Raw genomic sequence first — 18588 nt, forward strand, 5'->3', positions numbered from 1 at the left:
TCATGCACATGGCTGGTTCGATGCGATAAGAAGGCACCAAACGGAGTGTCTTTAATGTCCATTTTGAACAGTCTGAGTGCGCGCTCTCTGGCGGCTCCCGAGAGCGGCATCGTTGAAGTCGTGAATTATGCCCGGGCGCGGGACAATCTCCTGCCGTTGTGGGTCGGCGAGGGCGATCTGCCGAGCCCGGATTTCATCAATCAGGCCGCCATCGATGGGCTGAACAATGGCGAAACCTTCTACACTTGGCAGCGCGGCATTCCCGAGTTGCGCCAGGCGCTGAGCCGTTATTACGAGCGGCATTTCGCAGCGTCGCTGCCGCCGGAGCATTTTTACGCGACCGGTTCCGGCATGCAGGCTATCGTGCTTGCCGTGCAGGCGCTGACCTCGCCCGGTGACGAAATGGTCTATCTGTCTCCGACATGGCCGAATATCGTCGCCGCCATTGGCGTGGCGGGTGCGAAGGCCGTTCCGGTCGGTATCGATTTCCGCGACGGCCGCTGGGATCTCGATATCAACAGGCTGGAAAGCGCGATCACGGATAAGACGAAGGCGCTTTTCATCAATACCCCTTCCAATCCCACCGGCTGGACGGCGACCCTCGACAATCTTCGTGATGTTCTGGCGCTTGCCCGCAAACACGATCTGTGGATCGTCGCCGACGAGATTTATGCGCTTTATCACTATTCCGGCAGCCGTGCGCCGTCCTTCCTTGATGTCATGGAGCCGGACGACAAGATCGTCTTCGCCAATTCCTTCTCGAAGAACTGGTCCATGACCGGCTGGCGCGTCGGCTGGCTTGTCGCCCCGCCTGCCATTGGCCAGGTGATCGAGAATCTCATTCAATATTCCACCTCAGGCGTGGCGCAATTCATGCAGCGCGGCGCGGTCGCCGCCCTCGATCACGGCGATGGTTTCGTCCGCGAGAATTACCAACGCGCTTTGACCTCCCGCGACATTCTCTGCGATGCGCTCATCGCGACGAACCGTGTGGAAACCCTGAAGCCCGACGGCGCTCTCTATGCCTTTCTCAAGATAGACGGCGTGACGGACAGCCGGGCCACCGCGCTCGATATCGTCGACAAGACCGGGGTCGGTCTTGCGCCCGGCACGGCCTTTGGCCCGGGAGGGGAGCTTTTTCTCCGCGCCTGCTTCCTGCGCAACCCCAGGCAGATGGAAGACGCGGCCGATCGGCTGGCATCCTATATCCTCGGCAGGTAAGCGTCGGCTTTCCGTGCCAGGGTTTTCCCTGCCGTGCCGGGATCGCGCTGCGGTAGGGAAATCGACAACAAAATCACAGCGAAGGCCTAAAACTGCAACCCCACGGCGCAACCATCGACGTGGGGCGTTTTCTGTGATATGCGCTCCTTGTTCCATTTATGAGAACATTTTCACTAATAAATAAAAAGCACTTCATTGCGCTAACCAATCGTAAGCCACCTTTTTAATGGGGCGGTGGATTGGCCGCGTATTCGCTGTGCAAGTAATCAATGATGAAGAATTAACGGCTTTGATGAGCTCAAGAAAAGCAAACAGGGAAGTAGTGTCATGGCTGTTCTGGTCACGGGTGGGGCCGGTTATATAGGAAGCCACATGGTGTGGGCTTTGCTCGACGCCGGGGAAGAGGTCGTTGTTGTCGACCGGCTTTCAACGGGGTCGCGCTGGGCTGTTGCGCCTGCGGCGCGTTTTTACCTGGGCGATGCGGCGGACCGCGCCCTGCTCGACCAGATTTTCGAAGAAAACCGGATCGAAACCATTTTCCATTTCGCAGGCTCTGTCAGCGTTCCTGAATCCATCAGCCAGCCGCTCGAATATTACGAAAACAATACGGGCACGACCCGCGCCCTCGTCGCTGCGGCGGTGAGCCATGGCATTTGCAATTTCATCTTCTCCTCGACAGCCGCCGTTTATGGAAACCAGCCCTTTGATGGTCCCGTTCCTGAAACCGCGATCCTCAGCCCGGAAAATCCTTACGGCCTGTCGAAGCTGGCGTCCGAAATCATGCTGCGCGATGTCGTGCAGGCGCATGATTTCAACTATGTGGCGCTGCGTTATTTCAATGTCGCCGGAGCCGACCCGCAGGGCCGCGCCGGGCCTTCGCCCACGGGCGTTGCGAACCTCATCAAAGTCGCCTGCGAAACGGCAAACGGTCGTCGCGACCGGGTGGAAGTTTACGGAACGGATTACCCGACCGCCGATGGCACCGGTGTTCGCGACTATATTCACGTCAGCGACCTGATCGATGCACATATGCTGGCCATGGCGCATCTGCGTGCCGGTGGCGGCACCCGCACACTCAATTGCGGTTATGGCGTCGGTTATTCGGTTCTGGAGGTCCTGCAGGCTGTGCAGCGGGAATCGGGACGCGATTTCCCGATTATCCATTGTCCGCGCCGCCCGGGTGATATTGCGGCCATGGTGGCGGATTCGTCGCGTATCCAGTCGGAACTGGGCTGGCGTCCCCGCTTCAACGATCTGGCGACAATCGTTCGCACGGCGCTTCAGTGGGAGGCCAAACGCCAGACCCTGCAAAGCGACAGGATTCCGCCGGTGCGGCGCAAGCTGGCTGCAATAGGCTGAGCGGCCTTCGCCTTACCGTACACGGTCTTTCTTGGCGGAAGCATAGATCGCCGGCCGATCCGGTGGAGCGGCTGGGCTAAGCCAGCGATCCCGGTCGAAGAAACTGCGTGTCAGCTTCAACCCCGGCGATTGTTCGCTTGCGAGCAAAATCACGTTCAGGCGGTGCGGCGCCGTTGGTTCCGGTTTTATGGAAACCGAAATACCGAAATGTTGTGCCTGATAGGGCTGCATCCGGCGTGCCGGCTCAAGCATGTCCGCCAAATCGGCCCAGCGTGTCTGTCCGATAATCATGGCGACCGCTTCATCGAGCTTTGACAGAACGGTCGCTCCGTCCGGTGTCTTGGGCGCGACGGCCTTCATCCTGATGGAGCGAATTTGTCCCGAGGCTTCCCCCCTTATTTCGAGAAAGAGCGATGCCCGCTCGGCTGGGTCTGATGCGTTTCCTGCCGCAAGATCGGCCATGCATTCGAAATTGCGGATGTTGACCGGGCTCGCGTGCCAGCCCTGTGGGTTGGAAAAACCTGCGGCAGTAATGCGGCCGCAAAGCTCCTTGCCGGGAACAACGAAATCGCGGGCAAAAGATGCCCTGTCGCCCGCTTGCTCGAATTTCAGCAGGTGGGGCGGCAGAGAGACTTTTGGGGCAACCGATTTTTGCCGTTTGACGGGCTTCATCTTCGGCGGTGGTTCCACGGAGCCTGTGGTGGATGCCAGATTGAGATAAATCAGCAGGCTTTTGAGATGTTTCCTGTCATTGGCCAGCAGCACCGTTGCGCCGATGGCAAGGCAAACGGCCAGCACCGCAAACAGCAGCACGCCATGGCTCACTCTCTTCTGCAAGCCCGCGTCCATCGCAAGACCTCAAGGCTGGCGGGGGAGGGCGTCAGCCGGTTCTGATATGGCTTTTCGGGCCGTTGGTAGCCCGGTGAATATTCGGTTCGAGCGGTCGCTCTGAAAATTTTATGCAATTCACTGCCGAAGTTTCCGGCGATGCGGGCTCTATTCGGCGTTATTCTTGCCGCTGTCCTGTCCGCTGGCGCTGCTTTCATCGTCCGCAACCGGAATGGCGTAGGAGCCGTTCAGCCAGCGGGCAAGATCGAGCGAGCGGCAGCGATCCGAACAGAAAGGATAGTCTTCGCGTGTCGAGGGCCGCCCGCATTCAGGGCATGGCTGGGATTTGCGAAGCGGGGTGACGGTTCCGGCGCCTTCAGTGGTGGACTTTGCCATGGCCTATCCTTCGAGCCAGCCCGAAGTCACTTCAAATCCTTCTCCAGAAAGAAGCGACATGGTTTCGTAAAGCGGCAGGCCGACGACATTGGTATAGGAGCCGGTCAGTTTCTGTACGAATGCGCCGGCAATGCCCTGGATACCATAAGCTCCCGCTTTGCCGCGCCACTGGCCCGAGGAGATGTAAGCCTCGATCTCGCGCGTGGAGAGGCGCTTGAAGCGCACCTTGGTCTCCGCCACCTTCTGCCGGATTTTGCCACCGGGGGTCACAAGACAGATGCCGGTATAGACCCAATGGCTGCGCCCCGAGAGAAGATGCAGCGCCGCGGAGGCCTCTTCCGTATATTCAGCCTTGCCGACGATGCGGCGACCGACGGCGACCACCGTATCGGATCCCAGGACATAGGCGTCTTTCCACGCCTGCTCGTTCTTCAGCGCCGTCTGCGCGGCTTCCGCCTTCTGCAATGACAGACGGCGGCAGAGCGTGCGCGGGTGCTCGAGCTTGGCCGGCGTCTCGTCAATATCCATCGGCATTAGACGTGCAGGCTCGATGCCGATCTGATGCAGCAGCTCCAGACGCCGCGGCGAGCCGGATGCCAGAACGAGCTTTTGTTTTGAATTGGTCATTGCGCTGCCCGGGCGTCCGATGCGGAAAATGGATTACTTGAAGCGATAGGTGATGCGGCCCTTGGTGAGGTCGTAAGGCGTCATTTCGACCAGCACCTTGTCGCCCGCCAGAACGCGGATACGGTTCTTGCGCATGCGGCCCGCCGTGTGGGCGATGATTTCGTGGTCGTTCTCAAGCTTCACGCGGAATGTTGCGTTCGGCAGCAATTCGGTTACGATGCCCGGGAATTCAAGGACTTCTTCTTTTGTCATGTAAGGGTTTTCTTCCTGTTGATAGTGCCGGACATATCGAGTCCGGGAAAATTGCGCGGAAACTACACAATCCCGGCACATTTGTGAACCTCTAAAGCATCGGCTTGGAAATCGCGATTGATTTTAACAGGCCGAGGCAGTTTTCAGTCTTTTGAAAGCGTATCCGCCACCGGCTGCTGCCGCCTCGGCAGTCGTTCCGAGATCAGCTTAGCCAGATGGTCCCGTACCTCGCGATAGGCGTCGAGGATCTGCTCGCGCGTGCCTGTGATCACCGTCGGGTCCATGGTCGGCCAATAGACCACGTCCAGTGAATTCGAGCGCGTCAGTTCCAGTGCGGCATGATGGGCTTCGGGTGTCAATGTAATGATCAGATCGAAAAAATCATCCTCGATCTCGTCAAGAGTGCGTGGTTTGTGCTTGCCGAGCGAAAATCCCTGCTCTTCCAGCACCGCATCCACGAAAGGATCGCGCTCGCCGGCCCGCACGCCTGCCGACTGTATATAGATGCCGGGCGCCACCAGCCGTTTGGCGATGACCTCCGCCATGGGGGAACGGATGGAGTTCATGCCGCACATGAAGAGGACCGATTTGGGCGCTCGCCCCTCGTTTGGTGCTGCGGCAGGATCGATCATCTCTAACCCCGCCAATAAAGCACACAGACAAGGGTGAAGAGGCGGCGCGCCGTGTCGAAATCTATCCTGATCTTGCCGGAAAGCCGGTCCATCAGCGTCTGCGAGCCGTCATTGTGAATGCCGCGCCGGCCCATGTCGATAGCCTCGATCTGGCTCGGCGTAGAGGAGCGGATCGCCTCGTAATAGCTTTCGCAGATCAGGAAATAATCCTTGATGATGCGGCGGAACGGCGTCAGCGACAGAATATGGGTCGCGACATCCTTCTCGTCTTCGGTGCGGATTGAGAAAACCAGCTTGGAATCGACCAGCGATATATGCAGCCGATAGGGGCCGCCATCATGGCCGAAGGGTTCGAAGCTGTTTTCTTCAATCAGATCGAAAATGGCGACGGCGCGTTCATGCTCAACGTCGGGCGTGGACCGGCCGATGCTGTCGTCCAGTACCACGTCGCAGAGCCGGAAATCGCCTGAAGCCATCGCTTAACTTTCCGGATTGAGGCGAATGGAGACCGAACGCGCATGCGCATCCAGTCCCTCGGAGCGGGCAAGGGTGATCGCCGCGGGCGCAAGCTGTCGCAACTGCTCCGGCCCGAGCCGCAGGATCGACGTGCGCTTGACGAAATCCAGCACCGAAAGTCCGGAGGAGAAGCGCGCCGACCGCGCCGTCGGCAGCACGTGGTTGGAACCGCCGACATAATCGCCGATTACTTCGGGTGTATGACGCCCGACGAAGATTGCTCCCGCATTGCGGATGTGGGCCATCAGCGCATCCGGGTCATCGACGGCAAGTTCCAGATGCTCGGCGGCGATGCGGTTGGCGAGCGGAATGGCGTCGGCGAGATTTTCGACCAGGATGACCGCGCCGAAATCTGCCCAGCTTGCCGCCGCCGTCTCGGAGCGTGACAGGCGCTTCAACTGCCGCTCGACAGCCGCTTCAACGGCCTTGCCGAGTTCGGCGTTGTCGGTGATGAGGATGGACTGCGCGCCGCGATCGTGCTCCGCCTGCGCCAGAAGATCGGCGGCCAGCCAGTCCGGATCATTGTCCTTGTCGGCGATGACAAGCACTTCGGAAGGCCCGGCGATCATGTCGATGCCGACGGTGCCGAAGACCTGGCGTTTTGCGGCCGCCACATAGGCATTGCCGGGGCCGACGATCTTGGCGACCGGCGCGATGGTTTGCGTGCCATAGGCAAGTGCGGCCACAGCCTGCGCGCCGCCGATGCGATAGATTTCCTCGACGCCCGCAATACGCGCCGCAGCCAGCACCGCCGGATTGACCGCGCCGCCATTGGCCGGCACGACCATGACGATGCGCTCCACACCGGCAACCTTGGCCGGCACCGCGTTCATCAGGACGGAGCTTGGATAGCTGGCGGTGCCACCCGGCACATAAAGGCCGACGGCCTCGATGGCGGTCCAGCGCGAGCCGAGGCCCACGCCGATCTCGTCCTCGTAGATGTCATCCTTCGGCATCTGCCGTGCATGGTGTTTTTCGATACGACGGGCGGCAAGTTCAAGCGCCTCGATCACGCTGCTGTCGACGGCGGCAAAGGCCGCGTCGATTTCATCCGCCGTGACACGCATCGAAACCTTGGTGAAATCGATGCCGTCGAATTTCTGGGAATAATGGGCAAGGGCCTCATCGCCGCGATGGCGGACATCGTCGATGATGTCGCGAACGGTTGCGTTGACGTCTTCGGAAACTTCTCTCTTGGTTGTCAGGAAGGTCGCGAATTTCTGTTCGAAATCAGCCGATGCCCGCTCCAGCCAGATTGCCACGCCATTACCCTTTCATAGTCCCCGCGGGTGGACCCGCGAGGTGCACGAACTCACCGCAGAAAAATTGCGGCTCTGGTATGTGGCATAAATCGAAACGGTGACGAAAGGCAACCGTTGCAATGGCGCGGTGTGCTTATTCGCTGTCTGGATGATGCGGTTTGGCAGCCGTTTCCCATGCGCCGCTCACATCGGTCAATTGCGCCTCGATGCATTCGACATCAAGAGCGATGGTGCCGCCGCCGGAAAGCGCCAGTTCCACAAGGCCATCAGGGCCTTCGCCGTTTGGTTTGAAGCGCATCGCAAGAAGCGAAAGCACCTGCTCCCTGTCGGCAAGATTGATTGACTGCGAGCGAACGGCGGAGACGCGTTTCAGGAAAACGACGCTGCGGCAGCGTTCCGGCGGCAGGTTCTTTTTGTCAGTGCTTTCCCAGACGAAACGGTTGGCGGAAAGCGTGAATTGGCCATGCCTCGGCTCGAAGGCGACATCCTTCAGCTTGAAGACACTGTCCTGCATATGCGTCGAAATGACGGAGAGATCTTCAGTATCCAGCGCGAGTAATTTCAGGCCGCTCATCTTTTTCTTCCTTCTTCTGCGGTGCGGACCGCTATTTCCATGACTTACATTGGAAATAGGCAGTCCGGGCCCACTCTGCAACGGGTAGAAAACGGATGAGCGGCGAAGACAGGATCAATCGCTGACGCGTTCGACCAGCGCACCGCAGCGGTTGAGCTTTTCCTCAAGGCGTTCGAAGCCGCGATCCAGGTGGTAGACGCGCGACACCATGGTTTCGCCTTCCGCCACGAGGCCGGCAATGACCAGCGATACGGAAGCGCGCAGGTCGGTCGCCATGACAGGCGCGCCCTTCAGGCGGGAGACGCCTTCGATGCGGGCCATCTGGCCGGAAAGCGAAATCTTCGCACCGAGACGGGCGAGTTCCTGCACATGCATGAAGCGGTTTTCAAAGATGGTTTCGGTGATGTGGGAGACGCCCTGCGAACGGGTCATCAGCGCCATGAACTGTGCCTGCAGGTCGGTGGGGAAGCCGGGGAAAGGTTCGGTGACGATATCGACCGGCTGGATGCCGTTGCCGTTGCGCACGACGCGAAGGCCGGTCTCCGTCTCGCTGATCGTGGCGCCTGCAAGCCTGAGCGTGTCGAGCGCGTTGTCCAGCAGCGCTGCGCGCGTGCCTTCCAGCACCACGTCACCGCCGGTCATTGCCACTGCCATGGCATAGGTGCCGGTTTCGATACGATCCGGCAGAACGCGATGGCGCGCGCCGGAGAGAGAGGTAACGCCTTCGATGGTGATGGTGGAGGTGCCGGCGCCTTCGATCTTCGCACCCATGGCGATCAGGCACTGGGCCAGATCGACCACTTCCGGCTCGCGCGCGGCGTTGTGGATGACGGTGGTGCCGCGGGCAAGGCTTGCCGCCATCAGCATCACATGTGTCGCGCCGACGGAAACTTTCGGGAAGGTATAGACAGCGCCGATCAGGCCGCCCTTGGGAGCGGTGGCGTTGATGTAGCCGCCATCGATCTCCATCGTTGCGCCGAGCGCCTGCAGGCCCTCGATGAACAGGTCGACCGGGCGCGTGCCGATGGCGCAGCCGCCGGGCAGCGAAACGCGGGCGCGGCCCTCACGTGCCAGAAGCGGGCCGATGACCCAGAAGCTTGCGCGCATCTTGGACACCAGCTCGTAAGGTGCGGTGGTATCGACAATGGTGCGGCAGGTGAAATGCACGGTGCGGGAATAGGCCTCGCCCTGGCTTTCGCGGCGACCGTTGACTGAAATATCCACGCCGTGATTGCCGAGAATGCGGATGAGCTGCTCCACGTCAGCCAGATGCGGGACGTTTTCGAGCGTCAGAGTATCGCTGGTGAGAAGCGATGCGATCATCAACGGCAAGGCGGCGTTTTTTGCGCCGGAGATGGGGATGACGCCGTTGAGCTTGTTGCCACCCGTAATTCTGATGCGATCCATGCGTCCCTACGGGCCTGTGCCCGCCTTTCTATCGTGCCTTGCGGAAAGGCGTGTCCTTAGACCAGTTTCCGCGGCGTTTCAATTTTATGCTGGTGAATTCTCTATGAGGATGATTCGTCCGTTTTTGCGGCAGGCAGGCCAATCGTCTGGTCTTCTTCGCCTGCGCGGCGCGCACGAACCTGCTGTTTGCGCTTCAAAAGATTTTCACGAAGCTTCTTGGCCGCGCGCGCCTTGCGCTCCGCCTCGCGCTGTCGTGCCTTTTCGCCCGGCCCCGCCTGAAGCTTGCCATCGGTCTCCGGGACGGATGCCTCCGCGGAAGCACCGGCGGAAAGCGCTGCCTTTGCCTGTTTGTCATGATGTTCGTTCATAGAATGAGCAATATCTGAAAAATGCATTTTTCAACAGGGGGCACGCTTTTTTGCCCCGCTGGATGAAGAATATCGTTTTGCGACTTGCGCTCGTCAAAAACCTATGGCAATAGGCCGCCACGCTTGATGCTGAAGCAAACGCTTCGGCACCGGATGCTGCTATAGCTCAGGGGTAGAGCACTCCCTTGGTAAGGGAGAGGCCGAGAGTTCAAATCTCTCTAGCAGCACCATTTCTCTCCAAAGTTTCAAATGTTTACATGGTTGTTGAACCTGTCGCCTGCGGCTGCATGATCCATGCGTGTGCCACGCAGTTTGCGGCAAATGGAAAACCGCGCCCCTTGCGAAGCGCGGTTTCCACATCCGAATATTCTGTTGCTGCCAGAGCGGGACGAAACCGCCCGTAGCCAACGGGCGCCGCTTACTGGCGGAATAGCGACAGGATATTTTCGGAACTGGTATTGGCGATGGAGAGCGACTGGATGCCAAGCTGCTGCTGTGTCTGAAGAGCCTTGAGCTTGGTGGATTCTTCGTTCATGTCCGCATCGACGAGACGGCCGATGCCCTTGTCGATGGAGTCGGTGAGTTTTGAGACGAAGTCTTCCTGCAGGCCGATGCGCATCTTGATGGAACCGAGAGCGGCGGATGCGCTGCTGATCGACTGAAATGCCGTTTCGACATCGGTGAGAAGGTTCCCGATAGTGTAGGTCGGCGGCGTTGCAGAATTGAAGAGCTTGAGATCGATATTCCATACGGAAATGCCGGACGCCGTGCCGGGCTGGCCGATGATGCCCTTTGTCGTGTCAAGCGTTGCGGGCGAGCCGGTCAGGCCGAAAAGCACATTGGCGGTTGTTGTGCCGGCGGTGGTGTCGACAAGCGTATAGTCCGTTTTCGTGACGCTGACGGTGCCGGCGCCATCGCGCACAAAACCGGAAACGACGGTCTTGGCGCCGGTGCCCAGCAGCCAGTTTTCGCCACTGAAAGATGCACCCTGTGCAATCGATTCGAGCTGTTTTTTCAGCTGGTCGATTTCTTCCTGGATTTTGGTCTTGTCGACACCCTCTTCGGTTGCCGCGACGATTTTCGACTTGATTTCCTTGACGACTTCGACGGTGCTTTCCATCGCGGAATAAGCGACATCGACCTTGGCGGCGCCAAGCCCCAGCGCATCCTGAACGGCGGACAGAGCCATGTTATCGGAACGCATGGTCGTCGCGATCGACCAATAGGCGGCGTTATCGGAGGCCGATTTTACCCGCAGGCCCGAAGAGACACGGGATTGGGTTTCTTCGAGCTGGCCGCTGATGGCGCGCAGGGTTTGAAGCGCCGACATGGCGGCGACATTCGTGATAATGCTTGTCATAATTGCCCCTCTGAGCTGGCTAAATGGGAAGGGACATTCCGGGATCGCCGGAAACGACTGAGCGGCGTGATGCCTGTTAACCTCTTTTTCGTCTTGGTTAACGAGTCGTTTCGATGCGCTGATTTAGCCGTGATTTGGTTAATGAACTCTTAATCTAGAAATCTCTTAATTTTTCGGGGCCATTGGACAAACAAAAACCGCGCCTTTCGGCGCGGTTGATTTTTTCGCTTTCGGTCTTCGATTAACGGAAGAGCGACAGGATGCTTTCGGAGTTGCTGTTGGCGATCGAGAGAGCCTGAACGCCGAGCTGCTGCTGGGTCTGCAGAGCCTTAAGGCGGGTGGATTCTTCGTTCATGTCAGCGTCCACGAGGCGGCCGACGCCCTTGTCGATGGAGTCGGACAGCTTGGAAGCGAAATCTTCCTGCAAGCCGATACGCATGGAGAGCGAACCGAGCTTTGCTGCAGCGCTCGTCATTGCCTTCAGGGCGTTTTCAACCAGCGTCAAGGCTTCGGCCATGTTGGTGGCGCGGTCTGCGGCTGCATACTGGGTGATATTAAGCGTGTAGACGGACTGGGCGGCGACAGTTGTGAATGTTCCGGTCGTGCCGAGAATGCCGGTCGTGTCGGGGACGCCTGCCGAGTCGACCGAGCCGAAGAGCGTATTGCCGGTAGCGGTGCTGTCGAGGGCGTATTTCGTGGTCGTGACGTTAACGGCGCCACCGGTGGAGCGAACGAAGCCGGCAACGACCGACTTGTCCGGGGCCGTGCCGGGTGTTGCTGCGCCGAGGGTCGAAGCGCCTACCAGCCAGTTTTCGCCGTAGAAGGATGCGCCCTGTGCGATCGATGCGAGCTGCTTCTGGAGCTGGCCGATTTCTTCCTGAACCTTGGTGCGGTCGACGCCTTCTTCCGTTGCCGTGACCAGCTTTGCCTTGATTTCCTTCACGACTTCGATTGCCGATTCCATACCGGCAGAAGCGGTGTCTACCTTGGCGGCGCCGAGGCCGAGAGCGTCGGAAACCGAGGAAAGCGCCATGTTGTCGGAGCGCATTGTGGTCGCGATCGACCAGTAAGCAGCATTGTCCGCAGCTTCGCCAACGCGAAGGCCGGAGGAAACGCGTGCCTGGGTGGATTCCATGTTCTGGCCGATAGAGCGCAGGGTCTGGAGCGCAGACATTGCTGCGACATTCGTGATAATGCTCGTCATAGTAGTGTGCCCCTTGAATGGCTGATTAAAGAAGGGACATTCCGGTTTCACCGGGAACGGCGTACAGCATCATGCCTGCTAACTGGCTGATTTTTAACGTTAGCTCGCCGTTTCGATGTGCATTAGGTAACGCGGGTTTGGTTAATGAATTGATAAGCGCGGAAAGAAATTCATCCCGGAAAATTTAAAATTGCAACTCTCGCGCGCACGCGCGCGTATCCCCGAAAGTTTAAGAAAAAGATAAGGCCGCATCCGTTTCCGGATGCGGCCTCGTGGATGCATTCAGTCCGATTCAGCCTTTCGGACCTTTATGCTTTCTATCCCAATCCGCGTTCGGTCAGCCCCCGTTTGCTTATGGGAAGAAATGGATCCCCCAGCCCCGAAGGGCTATGAGAAGCTCGGCTCTTAGCGGAAGAGCGACAGGATGTTCTGCGAGTCGCTGTTGGCGATCGACAGAGCCTGGATTGCCAGCTGCTGCTGCGTCTGCAGAGCCTTCAGCTTGGTGGACTCTTCGTTCATGTCGGCGTCGACGAGGCGGCCAATGCCCTTTTCGAGGGAGTCGGAGAGCTTCGTTGCGAAGTCCTGCTGCAGGTCGATACGCATGGAAACAGAGCCGAGCTTGGCGCCAGCGCTGGTCATCGCCTTCAGAGCGGCTTCGACGGTGCTGAGGTTGGTTGCGACGGTTGCATCGGTCGTCGTCGCGTCCATGTTCGCCAGAGCGTAGGTGGCGCCCAGAATACCGCCGGTGCCGGCAGCAGCTTCGAACAGTACGTTGGTTGCCGAAAGTGTATAAGCCGTCGTCTTAACGGACGTCGTGCCGTCAGCAGCGCGGACGAAGCCGGAAACCACGGTTTTGTTCGCGGAGCTGAGATCATTGAGCAGCCAGTTTTCGCCGTTGAACGAACCGCTTTCCGCGATCGAAATAAGCTGCGACTTCAACTGGGTGATTTCTTCCTGGATCTTGCCGCGGTCCGCAGTCTGTTCGCTGGCGGCAACGTATTTGTTCTTGATTTCCTTCACGACGTCGATAGCAGCTTCCATGCCTGCATAGGCCGTGTCTACTTTCGCAGCGCCGAGGCCGAGGGCGTCCTGAACGGCACCAAGAGCTTCATTGTCCGAACGCATGGTCGTTGCGATCGACCAGTAAGCAGCGTTGTCGGTAGCCGAGCCGACGCGCAGACCGGAGGAGATGCGGCCCTGCGTGTCTTCCATGTTGGAAGCAATCGAGCGGAGAGTCTGGAGAGCGGCGGTTGCGCCGACATTGGTGAGAATGCTTGCCATAATAAATGTGTCCCTTGTTTTTACGAAATACTGGAGTGGGGACATTCCGGACTTGGTATTACCGGTCGCAACGTTTCGGCTTCATGCCACTCGGTTCAGAAATTCTTAGTTTCGGAAACCAAACCCGCTGCGTGTGATTGGAATTTCGCAGCGAAAAATTGCGCAATTATTAATTTGGGCGCCAAGAAATACTGGAAAATACTTATGGTTACTGAGTTATTTAGTTAAATGGTGATTTTTATGTTTATAAATATAGTTACTCAGGCCCTAGGGAAAATGGTAAACAAAGCATCAAAATGCGAAAACCCCGCTGCCGTTGGGCTGCGGGGTTAAAAAACAGGGTTAACGGGTGTCAATCCGGCACAAAGGCCGTCAGTTGAACGATCTGACGAGGCTGCCGACAAGCAGGTTCCAGCCGTCGATCAGCACGAAGAACAAAATCTTGAACGGCAGGGAGATGGAGGTGGGCGGCAGCATCATCATGCCCATTGCCATGGTGATGGTGGCGACGATCAGATCGATGACCAGAAACGGCAGGATGATGAGGAAGCCGATCTCGAAACCGCGCCGGATTTCCGACAGCATGAAGGCCGGAACCAGCACGCGGTAGTCGACGACATTGTCGGTCATCACTTCCTGTCCGCGCTCGCGGGCGATGTCCACGAACAGCTTCAGATCCTTGTCACGCGTATTGGCGTTCATGAAAGTACGGAAGGGCTCCGCGATGCGCTGCACGGCCTGCTGTTCGTTGATCTGGTTCTGCAGAAGCGGCTGTACGCCGTCGGTCCAGGCTTTGTCGAAGGTGGGCGACATGACGTAGAAGGTCATGAACATCGCCATCGACAGCAGGATCATGTTGGAAGGGGTCGAAGCCAGTCCCATGCCGGATCTGAGGATCGAGAAGGCGATCACGAAGCGCGGAAAGCTCGTGACCATGATCAGGATGCCCGGCGCGACGGACAGAACCGTCAGCAGGCCGAAGGTGCGGATGATCCACGCCGCGACGGAGCCGTCTATCTGCGTGTTGAACAGATCGGACGGGAATTGCTGGGCACTGGCAAGGCCCGGCAAAGCGAGAAGGACGGCGATGGTTACAAGAAATCGAATCATTCGATGACAAAGGTCCGGAACATGACCTTGGATACGCGCCCTTGAGAGCGCAGGTCAACTCGTTCCTGAATGTCATCCTTAAGATATTGAAAGCCGCGCGGGCCTTCGAGCTGCTGAAGGGAAACGGTCCGGACATAGGCGAGAATATCCTGGTGTATATCTTCCGCCAGCCCCACCTCGACCGGCCCCTTGAACATCAGCGCCACTTCCAGCCGCACCCAGTTCGTCGAGGGATAGGCGAGGTTGGTGGTGATGGGATCGAGCTGGACGATGCCGTTCGCCTCAGCCGAGATTTTCTCGATGCCCTCGTCCTTTTTCTCACCGTGCCCGCCGGCAGCGGCCGTGGCATGGGCCTCCGCGCCGGCGATCTTCGGCGCGATCATGCCGCCCACGAGCCAGCCGCCGCCCGCACCGACCAGGGTGAGGATGGCAACGCCTGCGATGGTCATGACCAGAGGGGAGGATTTTTTCTTGCCCTCTACCTGTTCGTTTTCCATGGGTCAGTCCGTTCCCGTGTACCGGCGTCAGAGCGGCGAGAACAGGTCGACGACCTGTTGCCCGACCGGGGGCTGTTGCACTTCCGTCAGACGTCCGCGGCCGCCATAGGAGATTCGTGCTTCGGCGATACGCTCGTAGGAGATCATGTTCTGGGCGTCGACATCCTGCGGCCGGACGATACCGCCGACGTTGAGGATGCGGATTTCGTGGTTCACGCGCACTTCCTGCGAGCCGCTGATGATGAGGTTGCCGTTTTCCAGAATGCCGGTCACCACGGCGGCCACCAGCAGCGTCAGCTTTTCGGAACGCTTGGTCTTGCCCTTCGCCTGGGTGTCGGTGTCGGAGCCGTATTTGATGCTCGAGTCTGCTTCCGGGGTCCAGCCGAAGATTTCGGCCTTGGCCTTCCAGTTCAGGCCGCTGGCATTGGTGCGGTTGCGCTCGGTCTCATTGTCGAAATCGGCCTTGTCATTGATCTGGATGTTGACGGTCAGAATGTCGCCGATGTTGAGCGCGCGAAGGTCCTTGAACAGCGCGCCCTGGCTGTCGCTCCACAGCGAATAGCCGCTGGCCATGTGCTTCGGCTGCTTGGGATACATGCCCATCTGCGGCGTCTGGCTGAATTGCAGGCCGCTGCCGATCGGGCTCATCGCGGGCGCGTTGCCGATTTCCTTCAGGGTCTGGTTGTTCTGGCAGCCGGCAAGCAGAGCGAGCGGCAGGAGGAGGGCCGGAAGACGACGCGCGGTCATGAAGGATCCTTCGAAGTGTTTTTGTCGGTTGCCTGCGACATGATGCCGGCGACGGTTGCGGCTTTCGCCGCATCCATTTCGCTGAGGATCAGGCCGGATTGGCGCGGCGGCAGCTGCATGATGATGGCGGCGGCGATCTCCACATGCATCTTTTCGAGCTGGGGTGCTGCGGCATCCGGCTTCATCGTCTTGTAGACATCAACAAGATTGGCTTTCGCCTGGGCGAGAAAATGTTCGCGGCGCGCCAGCCAGTCCTCATATTCCGCCTTGCGGTCTTCCAGCACGGCAATGCGCTCGTTGACGTCGGACTGCAGCTTTTCCAGCTCCTGCTTCTGCATAAGATAACGCTGGTCGCGGGCCGCATCGGCGATGTTGGTGCAGAATTTCTGGATTTCATCCTGCGTGCTGAGTTCGGACACCACATTCTGCTGGCTTTCCGCGCCAGCGGCCGGCAGAAGGAATAGCAGCGAGGCGACGGCCGCGAAGCGAGTAAGGCCATTCGGGAATATGTTTTTCTTCTGATGTTCCATCATTGCAGCACAAGCTCCGCCTGAAGGGCACCAGCGGATTTGATGCCTTGCAGAATGGCGATGATACCGTCCGCCTTGAGCCCGATGCTGTTGAGACCGGCAACCAGTGTGCGAAGGTCGGGACCTTCGACGATGGCGACCTTGCTGCCTTCCTGCATGGCCATGATATCCGTCTGCGGCTGCACGGCTGTCTGGCCGCGCGAAAATGGCGCCGGCTGGATGACCTGCGGCGATTCCGTCACCTGCACGGTCAGCGTTCCGTAGCTGACGGCGACGCGGGAAATGCGCACATCCGCACCGATGACGATGGTGCCGGTACGTTCGTTGATGACGACCTTGGCAGGCGTATCCGTCTCGACCGTCAGATTTTCGATTTCCGCCATCAGTCGCGTCAGATCAGCGGTGCGCGGCTTCTGCACCGCAATTTCCTGCGAATCGCGCGGCTCGGCGATGCCATCTCCGTAACGGGCGCGGGCAAAGGCGTTGACGACATCCGCGACCCGCACGGCCGTCGAGAAGTCCGGGTTGCGCAGCTGAAGGACCAGATTGACCGAATCCTTGAACTTGGACGGCAGTTCGCGCTCGATGATCGCACCGTTCGGCACGCGGGCGGAGGTGGTGACGCCCTGCGTCAGCGTCGCGGCATCGCCCTGTGCGGAAAAGCCGTTGACGATCAGCGCACCCTGTGCGACCGCGTAAATCTGGCCGTCTGCGCCCGAAAGCGAGGTCATGATGAGCGTGCCGCCGCGCAGCGACGAGGCGTCGCCCAGCGAGCTGACTGTCACGTCAACACGGCTGCCGGGGCTGGCGAAGGGTGGCAGATTGGTTGTCACCATCACGGCGGCGATGTTCTTGGCGTTCGACTGGCCGCCCTGCGTGGTGATGCCGAGGTTTTGCAGCATCGCGCGCATGGATTGCTCGGTAAACGGCGAGGAGCGCAGGCTGTCGCCTGTGCCCTGCAGGCCGACCACGAGACCGTAGCCGATCAGCTGGTTGTCGCGCCCGGCCTGCAGCGATGCGATATCCTTGATACGGGATGTATCCGCATGGGCTGCGGGCAGCGAGAGGAAAGGTTGGGCCGAAAACAGAACGGCCGCGGCCAGGATACGAAGCACTCTCATTTCGCCATCACCTGAATGGTTCCGTCCCTCATGACCGTGCCGCTGACCATCACGCCGGAATCGATGTTGCGTACCCGCACGACTTCGCCGAGCGAGCCATCGGTCATCGGCGTCCCCGAAGCCATCAGCGTCATATTGCCGATTGTGAAGACGAGTTTGACGCTGGTGCCGCGCGTGACGAGCGACGGTTCGCGCAAGGCGGCAACGGGGATCGTGCGGCCGGGAAGCAGGGTCTGCTTGGAGATCATGCCTTCCACTTCGCTGATATCGCTCGCATAACCCGAGGAAATATTGGGATTGGTCACTTCGACAGGCTTCACCTGGTCAGGCGAGATGGTCTCGCCCGGATAGATGGTGCGCGTCGGGACCAGCGCCATCGGCGCCTGTGCAAGGGCGGGGGCAAGCGCCCCCAGCGAAAAGGCAGACGCAAGGCACATACGGACGAGCGCCGTTCTGCTGCTGCTATGTTTCCGGCCAAACCTCATGTTCGCCTGCCTTTCCGTTCTTACTTCAGGTTCTTGCTGACAATCGAAGCCATTTCGTCAGCGGTGGTGATGACCTTGGAATTCATCTCGTAGGCGCGCTGCGCCGTGATCAGATCGGTGATTTCCTTGACGGCGTCGACGTTCGAGCCTTCGAGGTAGGATTGCTTGATGTAGCCGTAGCTCGGATCATCAGGCACGCCGACGACCGCGTCGCCGGAGGCCGGCGTCTGGGCGAAGAGGTTGTCGCCCAGCGGCTTCAGGCCTGCTTCATTGGCGAAGTTGGCGATGGTCAGCTGGCCGAGTTCGGTGAAATCGGTGGCATTGCCGATGCGGGCCGTGACCTGACCCGTGCGGGTCACGGTGATGTCCTGCGCGTCCGTCGGGATATTGATGTTCGGGATGACGTTATAGCCGTCGACCGTCACCAGATTACCGTCGGCATTCTTGTTGAAGGCGCCTGCGCGGCTGTAAAGCGTCGAACCGTCGGCCGCCTCGATCTGGAACCAGCCCTGGCCGATGATCGCGACGTCCAGCTTGTTGCCGGTCTCGATCAGATTGCCCTGGGTGTGGATGTTGCGCACGGCCGAGGTCTGTACGCCGAGGCCGATATTGGCGCCCTCGGGCACGATCGCCTGGTTGGCGCGGTTCGGCACGCCCTGCATGCGCTCGGTCTGGTAAAGAAGGTCGGTGAACTCCGCACGCGCGCGCTTGTAGCCGGTGGTGTTGATGTTGGCGATGTTGTTGGCAATGACTTCCAGATTGGTCTGCTGGGCGTCCATACCGGTGGCAGCGATGGCAAGAGCTCTCATGT

General features: G+C 59.3%; 21 protein-coding genes, 1 tRNA gene and 1 pseudogene. 3 read left to right on the forward strand and 20 right to left on the reverse strand.

Annotated features, from left to right (window positions below; genetic code table 11):
* Positions 1-54 precede the first annotated feature (54 nt).
* Both PL599_RS06810 and galE read left to right on the forward strand, forming a co-directional pair.
* Positions 55-1221, forward strand: coding sequence for a pyridoxal phosphate-dependent aminotransferase (locus PL599_RS06810; RefSeq protein ID WP_269823352.1), 1167 nt, complete (start codon positions 55-57; stop codon positions 1219-1221).
* 327 nt (positions 1222-1548) lie between these two features.
* A complete protein-coding gene (galE, locus tag PL599_RS06815) occupies positions 1549-2580 on the forward strand; it encodes a UDP-glucose 4-epimerase GalE (RefSeq protein ID WP_142912717.1) in 1032 nt (343 codons plus the stop codon).
* Positions 2581-2592: 12 nt separating this feature from the next.
* On the opposite strand, the gene PL599_RS06820 is transcribed toward galE, so the two are convergent.
* From PL599_RS06820 to PL599_RS06865, 10 genes are all read right to left on the reverse strand, one after another.
* A complete protein-coding gene (locus tag PL599_RS06820; RefSeq protein WP_269823350.1) occupies positions 2593-3429 on the reverse strand; it encodes a DUF6030 family protein in 837 nt (278 codons plus the stop codon).
* 147 nt (positions 3430-3576) lie between these two features.
* Positions 3577-3804 carry a DNA gyrase inhibitor YacG gene (gene yacG, locus PL599_RS06825; RefSeq protein WP_269823349.1) on the reverse strand — a complete coding sequence of 76 codons (228 nt, stop codon included), beginning with the start codon at positions 3802-3804 and terminating at the stop codon, positions 3577-3579.
* 3 nt (positions 3805-3807) lie between these two features.
* Positions 3808-4431, reverse strand: a complete 624-nt coding sequence (locus tag PL599_RS06830; protein WP_077985417.1) for a Maf-like protein — start codon at positions 4429-4431, stop codon at positions 3808-3810.
* A 33-nt stretch (positions 4432-4464) separates the two neighbouring features.
* Complete coding sequence (gene infA, locus PL599_RS06835; protein ID WP_003503453.1) at positions 4465-4683, reverse strand: translation initiation factor IF-1; 219 nt, start codon at positions 4681-4683, stop codon at positions 4465-4467.
* 143 nt (positions 4684-4826) lie between these two features.
* On the reverse strand, positions 4827-5315 hold the full coding sequence (locus PL599_RS06840; protein ID WP_004432476.1) for an arsenate-mycothiol transferase ArsC: 489 nt from the start codon (positions 5313-5315) through the stop codon (positions 4827-4829).
* A gap of 2 nt (positions 5316-5317) precedes the next feature.
* On the reverse strand, positions 5318-5791 hold the full coding sequence (locus tag PL599_RS06845; RefSeq protein ID WP_137409753.1) for a UPF0262 family protein: 474 nt from the start codon (positions 5789-5791) through the stop codon (positions 5318-5320).
* 3 nt (positions 5792-5794) lie between these two features.
* Positions 5795-7093 carry a histidinol dehydrogenase gene (gene hisD / locus PL599_RS06850; protein WP_269823348.1) on the reverse strand — a complete coding sequence of 433 codons (1299 nt, stop codon included), beginning with the start codon at positions 7091-7093 and terminating at the stop codon, positions 5795-5797.
* Between the two features lie 133 nt (positions 7094-7226).
* Entirely contained in the window at positions 7227-7667 is a 441-nt protein-coding gene (locus PL599_RS06855; RefSeq protein WP_269823347.1) for a DUF2948 family protein, read from the reverse strand.
* 114 nt (positions 7668-7781) lie between these two features.
* Positions 7782-9074, reverse strand: a complete 1293-nt coding sequence (gene murA, locus PL599_RS06860) for a UDP-N-acetylglucosamine 1-carboxyvinyltransferase (RefSeq protein WP_077985421.1) — start codon at positions 9072-9074, stop codon at positions 7782-7784.
* A 101-nt stretch (positions 9075-9175) separates the two neighbouring features.
* On the reverse strand, positions 9176-9442 hold the full coding sequence (locus PL599_RS06865; RefSeq protein WP_077985422.1) for a hypothetical protein: 267 nt from the start codon (positions 9440-9442) through the stop codon (positions 9176-9178).
* A 155-nt stretch (positions 9443-9597) separates the two neighbouring features.
* Between PL599_RS06865 and PL599_RS06870 the strand changes: the two genes are divergently transcribed.
* A tRNA-Thr gene (locus PL599_RS06870) sits at positions 9598-9672 on the forward strand.
* Positions 9673-9860: 188 nt separating this feature from the next.
* Here the strand turns inward: PL599_RS06870 and PL599_RS06875 are convergent.
* From PL599_RS06875 to flgG, 10 genes and pseudogenes are all read right to left on the reverse strand, one after another.
* Positions 9861-10802, reverse strand: a complete 942-nt coding sequence (locus tag PL599_RS06875; protein ID WP_077985423.1) for a flagellin N-terminal helical domain-containing protein — start codon at positions 10800-10802, stop codon at positions 9861-9863.
* Between the two features lie 241 nt (positions 10803-11043).
* Entirely contained in the window at positions 11044-12006 is a 963-nt protein-coding gene (locus PL599_RS06880) for a flagellin N-terminal helical domain-containing protein (RefSeq protein WP_269823346.1), read from the reverse strand.
* Positions 12007-12411: 405 nt separating this feature from the next.
* Complete coding sequence (locus PL599_RS06885) at positions 12412-13287, reverse strand: flagellin N-terminal helical domain-containing protein (protein ID WP_077983415.1); 876 nt, start codon at positions 13285-13287, stop codon at positions 12412-12414.
* A 372-nt stretch (positions 13288-13659) separates the two neighbouring features.
* Positions 13660-14397, reverse strand: coding sequence for a flagellar type III secretion system pore protein FliP (gene fliP / locus PL599_RS06890; protein ID WP_059760555.1), 738 nt, complete (start codon positions 14395-14397; stop codon positions 13660-13662).
* Positions 14394-14894 (reverse strand): flagellar basal body-associated FliL family protein, encoded by a 501-nt coding sequence (locus PL599_RS06895; protein ID WP_077983414.1) that lies wholly within the window; start codon positions 14892-14894, stop codon positions 14394-14396. The genes fliP and PL599_RS06895 overlap by 4 nt, the downstream gene beginning before the upstream one ends.
* A gap of 27 nt (positions 14895-14921) precedes the next feature.
* On the reverse strand, positions 14922-15641 hold the full coding sequence (gene flgH / locus PL599_RS06900) for a flagellar basal body L-ring protein FlgH (protein WP_077983413.1): 720 nt from the start codon (positions 15639-15641) through the stop codon (positions 14922-14924).
* Positions 15638-16174 carry a MotE family protein gene (locus PL599_RS06905; protein ID WP_077983412.1) on the reverse strand — a complete coding sequence of 179 codons (537 nt, stop codon included), beginning with the start codon at positions 16172-16174 and terminating at the stop codon, positions 15638-15640. Before PL599_RS06905 ends, flgH begins: the two co-directional genes overlap by 4 nt.
* A pseudogene (locus PL599_RS06910) lies at positions 16171-17223 on the reverse strand (flagellar basal body P-ring protein FlgI); the annotation flags it as partial. The gene PL599_RS06905 and the pseudogene PL599_RS06910, both read right to left, overlap by 4 nt.
* A 65-nt stretch (positions 17224-17288) precedes the next feature.
* Positions 17289-17777: a flagellar basal body P-ring formation chaperone FlgA gene (gene flgA / locus PL599_RS06915; RefSeq protein WP_080791378.1), complete on the reverse strand. Its 489-nt coding sequence runs from the start codon at positions 17775-17777 to the stop codon at positions 17289-17291.
* Between the two features lie 20 nt (positions 17778-17797).
* Entirely contained in the window at positions 17798-18586 is a 789-nt protein-coding gene (gene flgG, locus PL599_RS06920; RefSeq protein WP_077983409.1) for a flagellar basal-body rod protein FlgG, read from the reverse strand.
* Positions 18587-18588: the final 2 nt, after the last annotated feature.

Origin of the sequence: Agrobacterium sp. ST15.16.055 (assembly GCF_027956555.1) — a bacterium.
Taxonomy (GTDB): Bacteria; Pseudomonadota; Alphaproteobacteria; order Rhizobiales; family Rhizobiaceae; genus Agrobacterium; species Agrobacterium salinitolerans.

Excerpts from the sequence above, each read along its gene's own strand:
- PL599_RS06810 (WP_269823352.1), top strand. The coding sequence starts at position 55 with ATGTCCATTTTGAACAGTCTGAGTGCGCGCTCTCTGGCGGCTCCCGAG.
- galE (WP_142912717.1), top strand. The coding sequence starts at position 1,549 with ATGGCTGTTCTGGTCACGGGTGGGGCCGGTTATATAGGAAGCCACATG.
- PL599_RS06820 (WP_269823350.1), bottom strand. The coding sequence starts at position 3,429 with ATGGACGCGGGCTTGCAGAAGAGAGTGAGCCATGGCGTGCTGCTGTTT.
- yacG (WP_269823349.1), bottom strand. The coding sequence starts at position 3,804 with ATGGCAAAGTCCACCACTGAAGGCGCCGGAACCGTCACCCCGCTTCGC.
- PL599_RS06830 (WP_077985417.1), bottom strand. The coding sequence starts at position 4,431 with ATGACCAATTCAAAACAAAAGCTCGTTCTGGCATCCGGCTCGCCGCGG.
- infA (WP_003503453.1), bottom strand. The coding sequence starts at position 4,683 with ATGACAAAAGAAGAAGTCCTTGAATTCCCGGGCATCGTAACCGAATTG.
- PL599_RS06840 (WP_004432476.1), bottom strand. The coding sequence starts at position 5,315 with ATGATCGATCCTGCCGCAGCACCAAACGAGGGGCGAGCGCCCAAATCG.
- PL599_RS06845 (WP_137409753.1), bottom strand. The coding sequence starts at position 5,791 with ATGGCTTCAGGCGATTTCCGGCTCTGCGACGTGGTACTGGACGACAGC.
- PL599_RS06855 (WP_269823347.1), bottom strand. The coding sequence starts at position 7,667 with ATGAGCGGCCTGAAATTACTCGCGCTGGATACTGAAGATCTCTCCGTC.
- murA (WP_077985421.1), bottom strand. The coding sequence starts at position 9,074 with ATGGATCGCATCAGAATTACGGGTGGCAACAAGCTCAACGGCGTCATC.
- PL599_RS06865 (WP_077985422.1), bottom strand. The coding sequence starts at position 9,442 with ATGAACGAACATCATGACAAACAGGCAAAGGCAGCGCTTTCCGCCGGT.
- PL599_RS06875 (WP_077985423.1), bottom strand. The coding sequence starts at position 10,802 with ATGACAAGCATTATCACGAATGTCGCCGCCATGTCGGCGCTTCAAACC.
- PL599_RS06880 (WP_269823346.1), bottom strand. The coding sequence starts at position 12,006 with ATGACGAGCATTATCACGAATGTCGCAGCAATGTCTGCGCTCCAGACC.
- PL599_RS06885 (WP_077983415.1), bottom strand. The coding sequence starts at position 13,287 with ATGGCAAGCATTCTCACCAATGTCGGCGCAACCGCCGCTCTCCAGACT.
- fliP (WP_059760555.1), bottom strand. The coding sequence starts at position 14,397 with ATGATTCGATTTCTTGTAACCATCGCCGTCCTTCTCGCTTTGCCGGGC.
- PL599_RS06895 (WP_077983414.1), bottom strand. The coding sequence starts at position 14,894 with ATGGAAAACGAACAGGTAGAGGGCAAGAAAAAATCCTCCCCTCTGGTC.
- flgH (WP_077983413.1), bottom strand. The coding sequence starts at position 15,641 with ATGACCGCGCGTCGTCTTCCGGCCCTCCTCCTGCCGCTCGCTCTGCTT.
- PL599_RS06905 (WP_077983412.1), bottom strand. The coding sequence starts at position 16,174 with ATGATGGAACATCAGAAGAAAAACATATTCCCGAATGGCCTTACTCGC.
- flgA (WP_080791378.1), bottom strand. The coding sequence starts at position 17,777 with ATGAGGTTTGGCCGGAAACATAGCAGCAGCAGAACGGCGCTCGTCCGT.
- flgG (WP_077983409.1), bottom strand. The coding sequence starts at position 18,586 with ATGAGAGCTCTTGCCATCGCTGCCACCGGTATGGACGCCCAGCAGACC.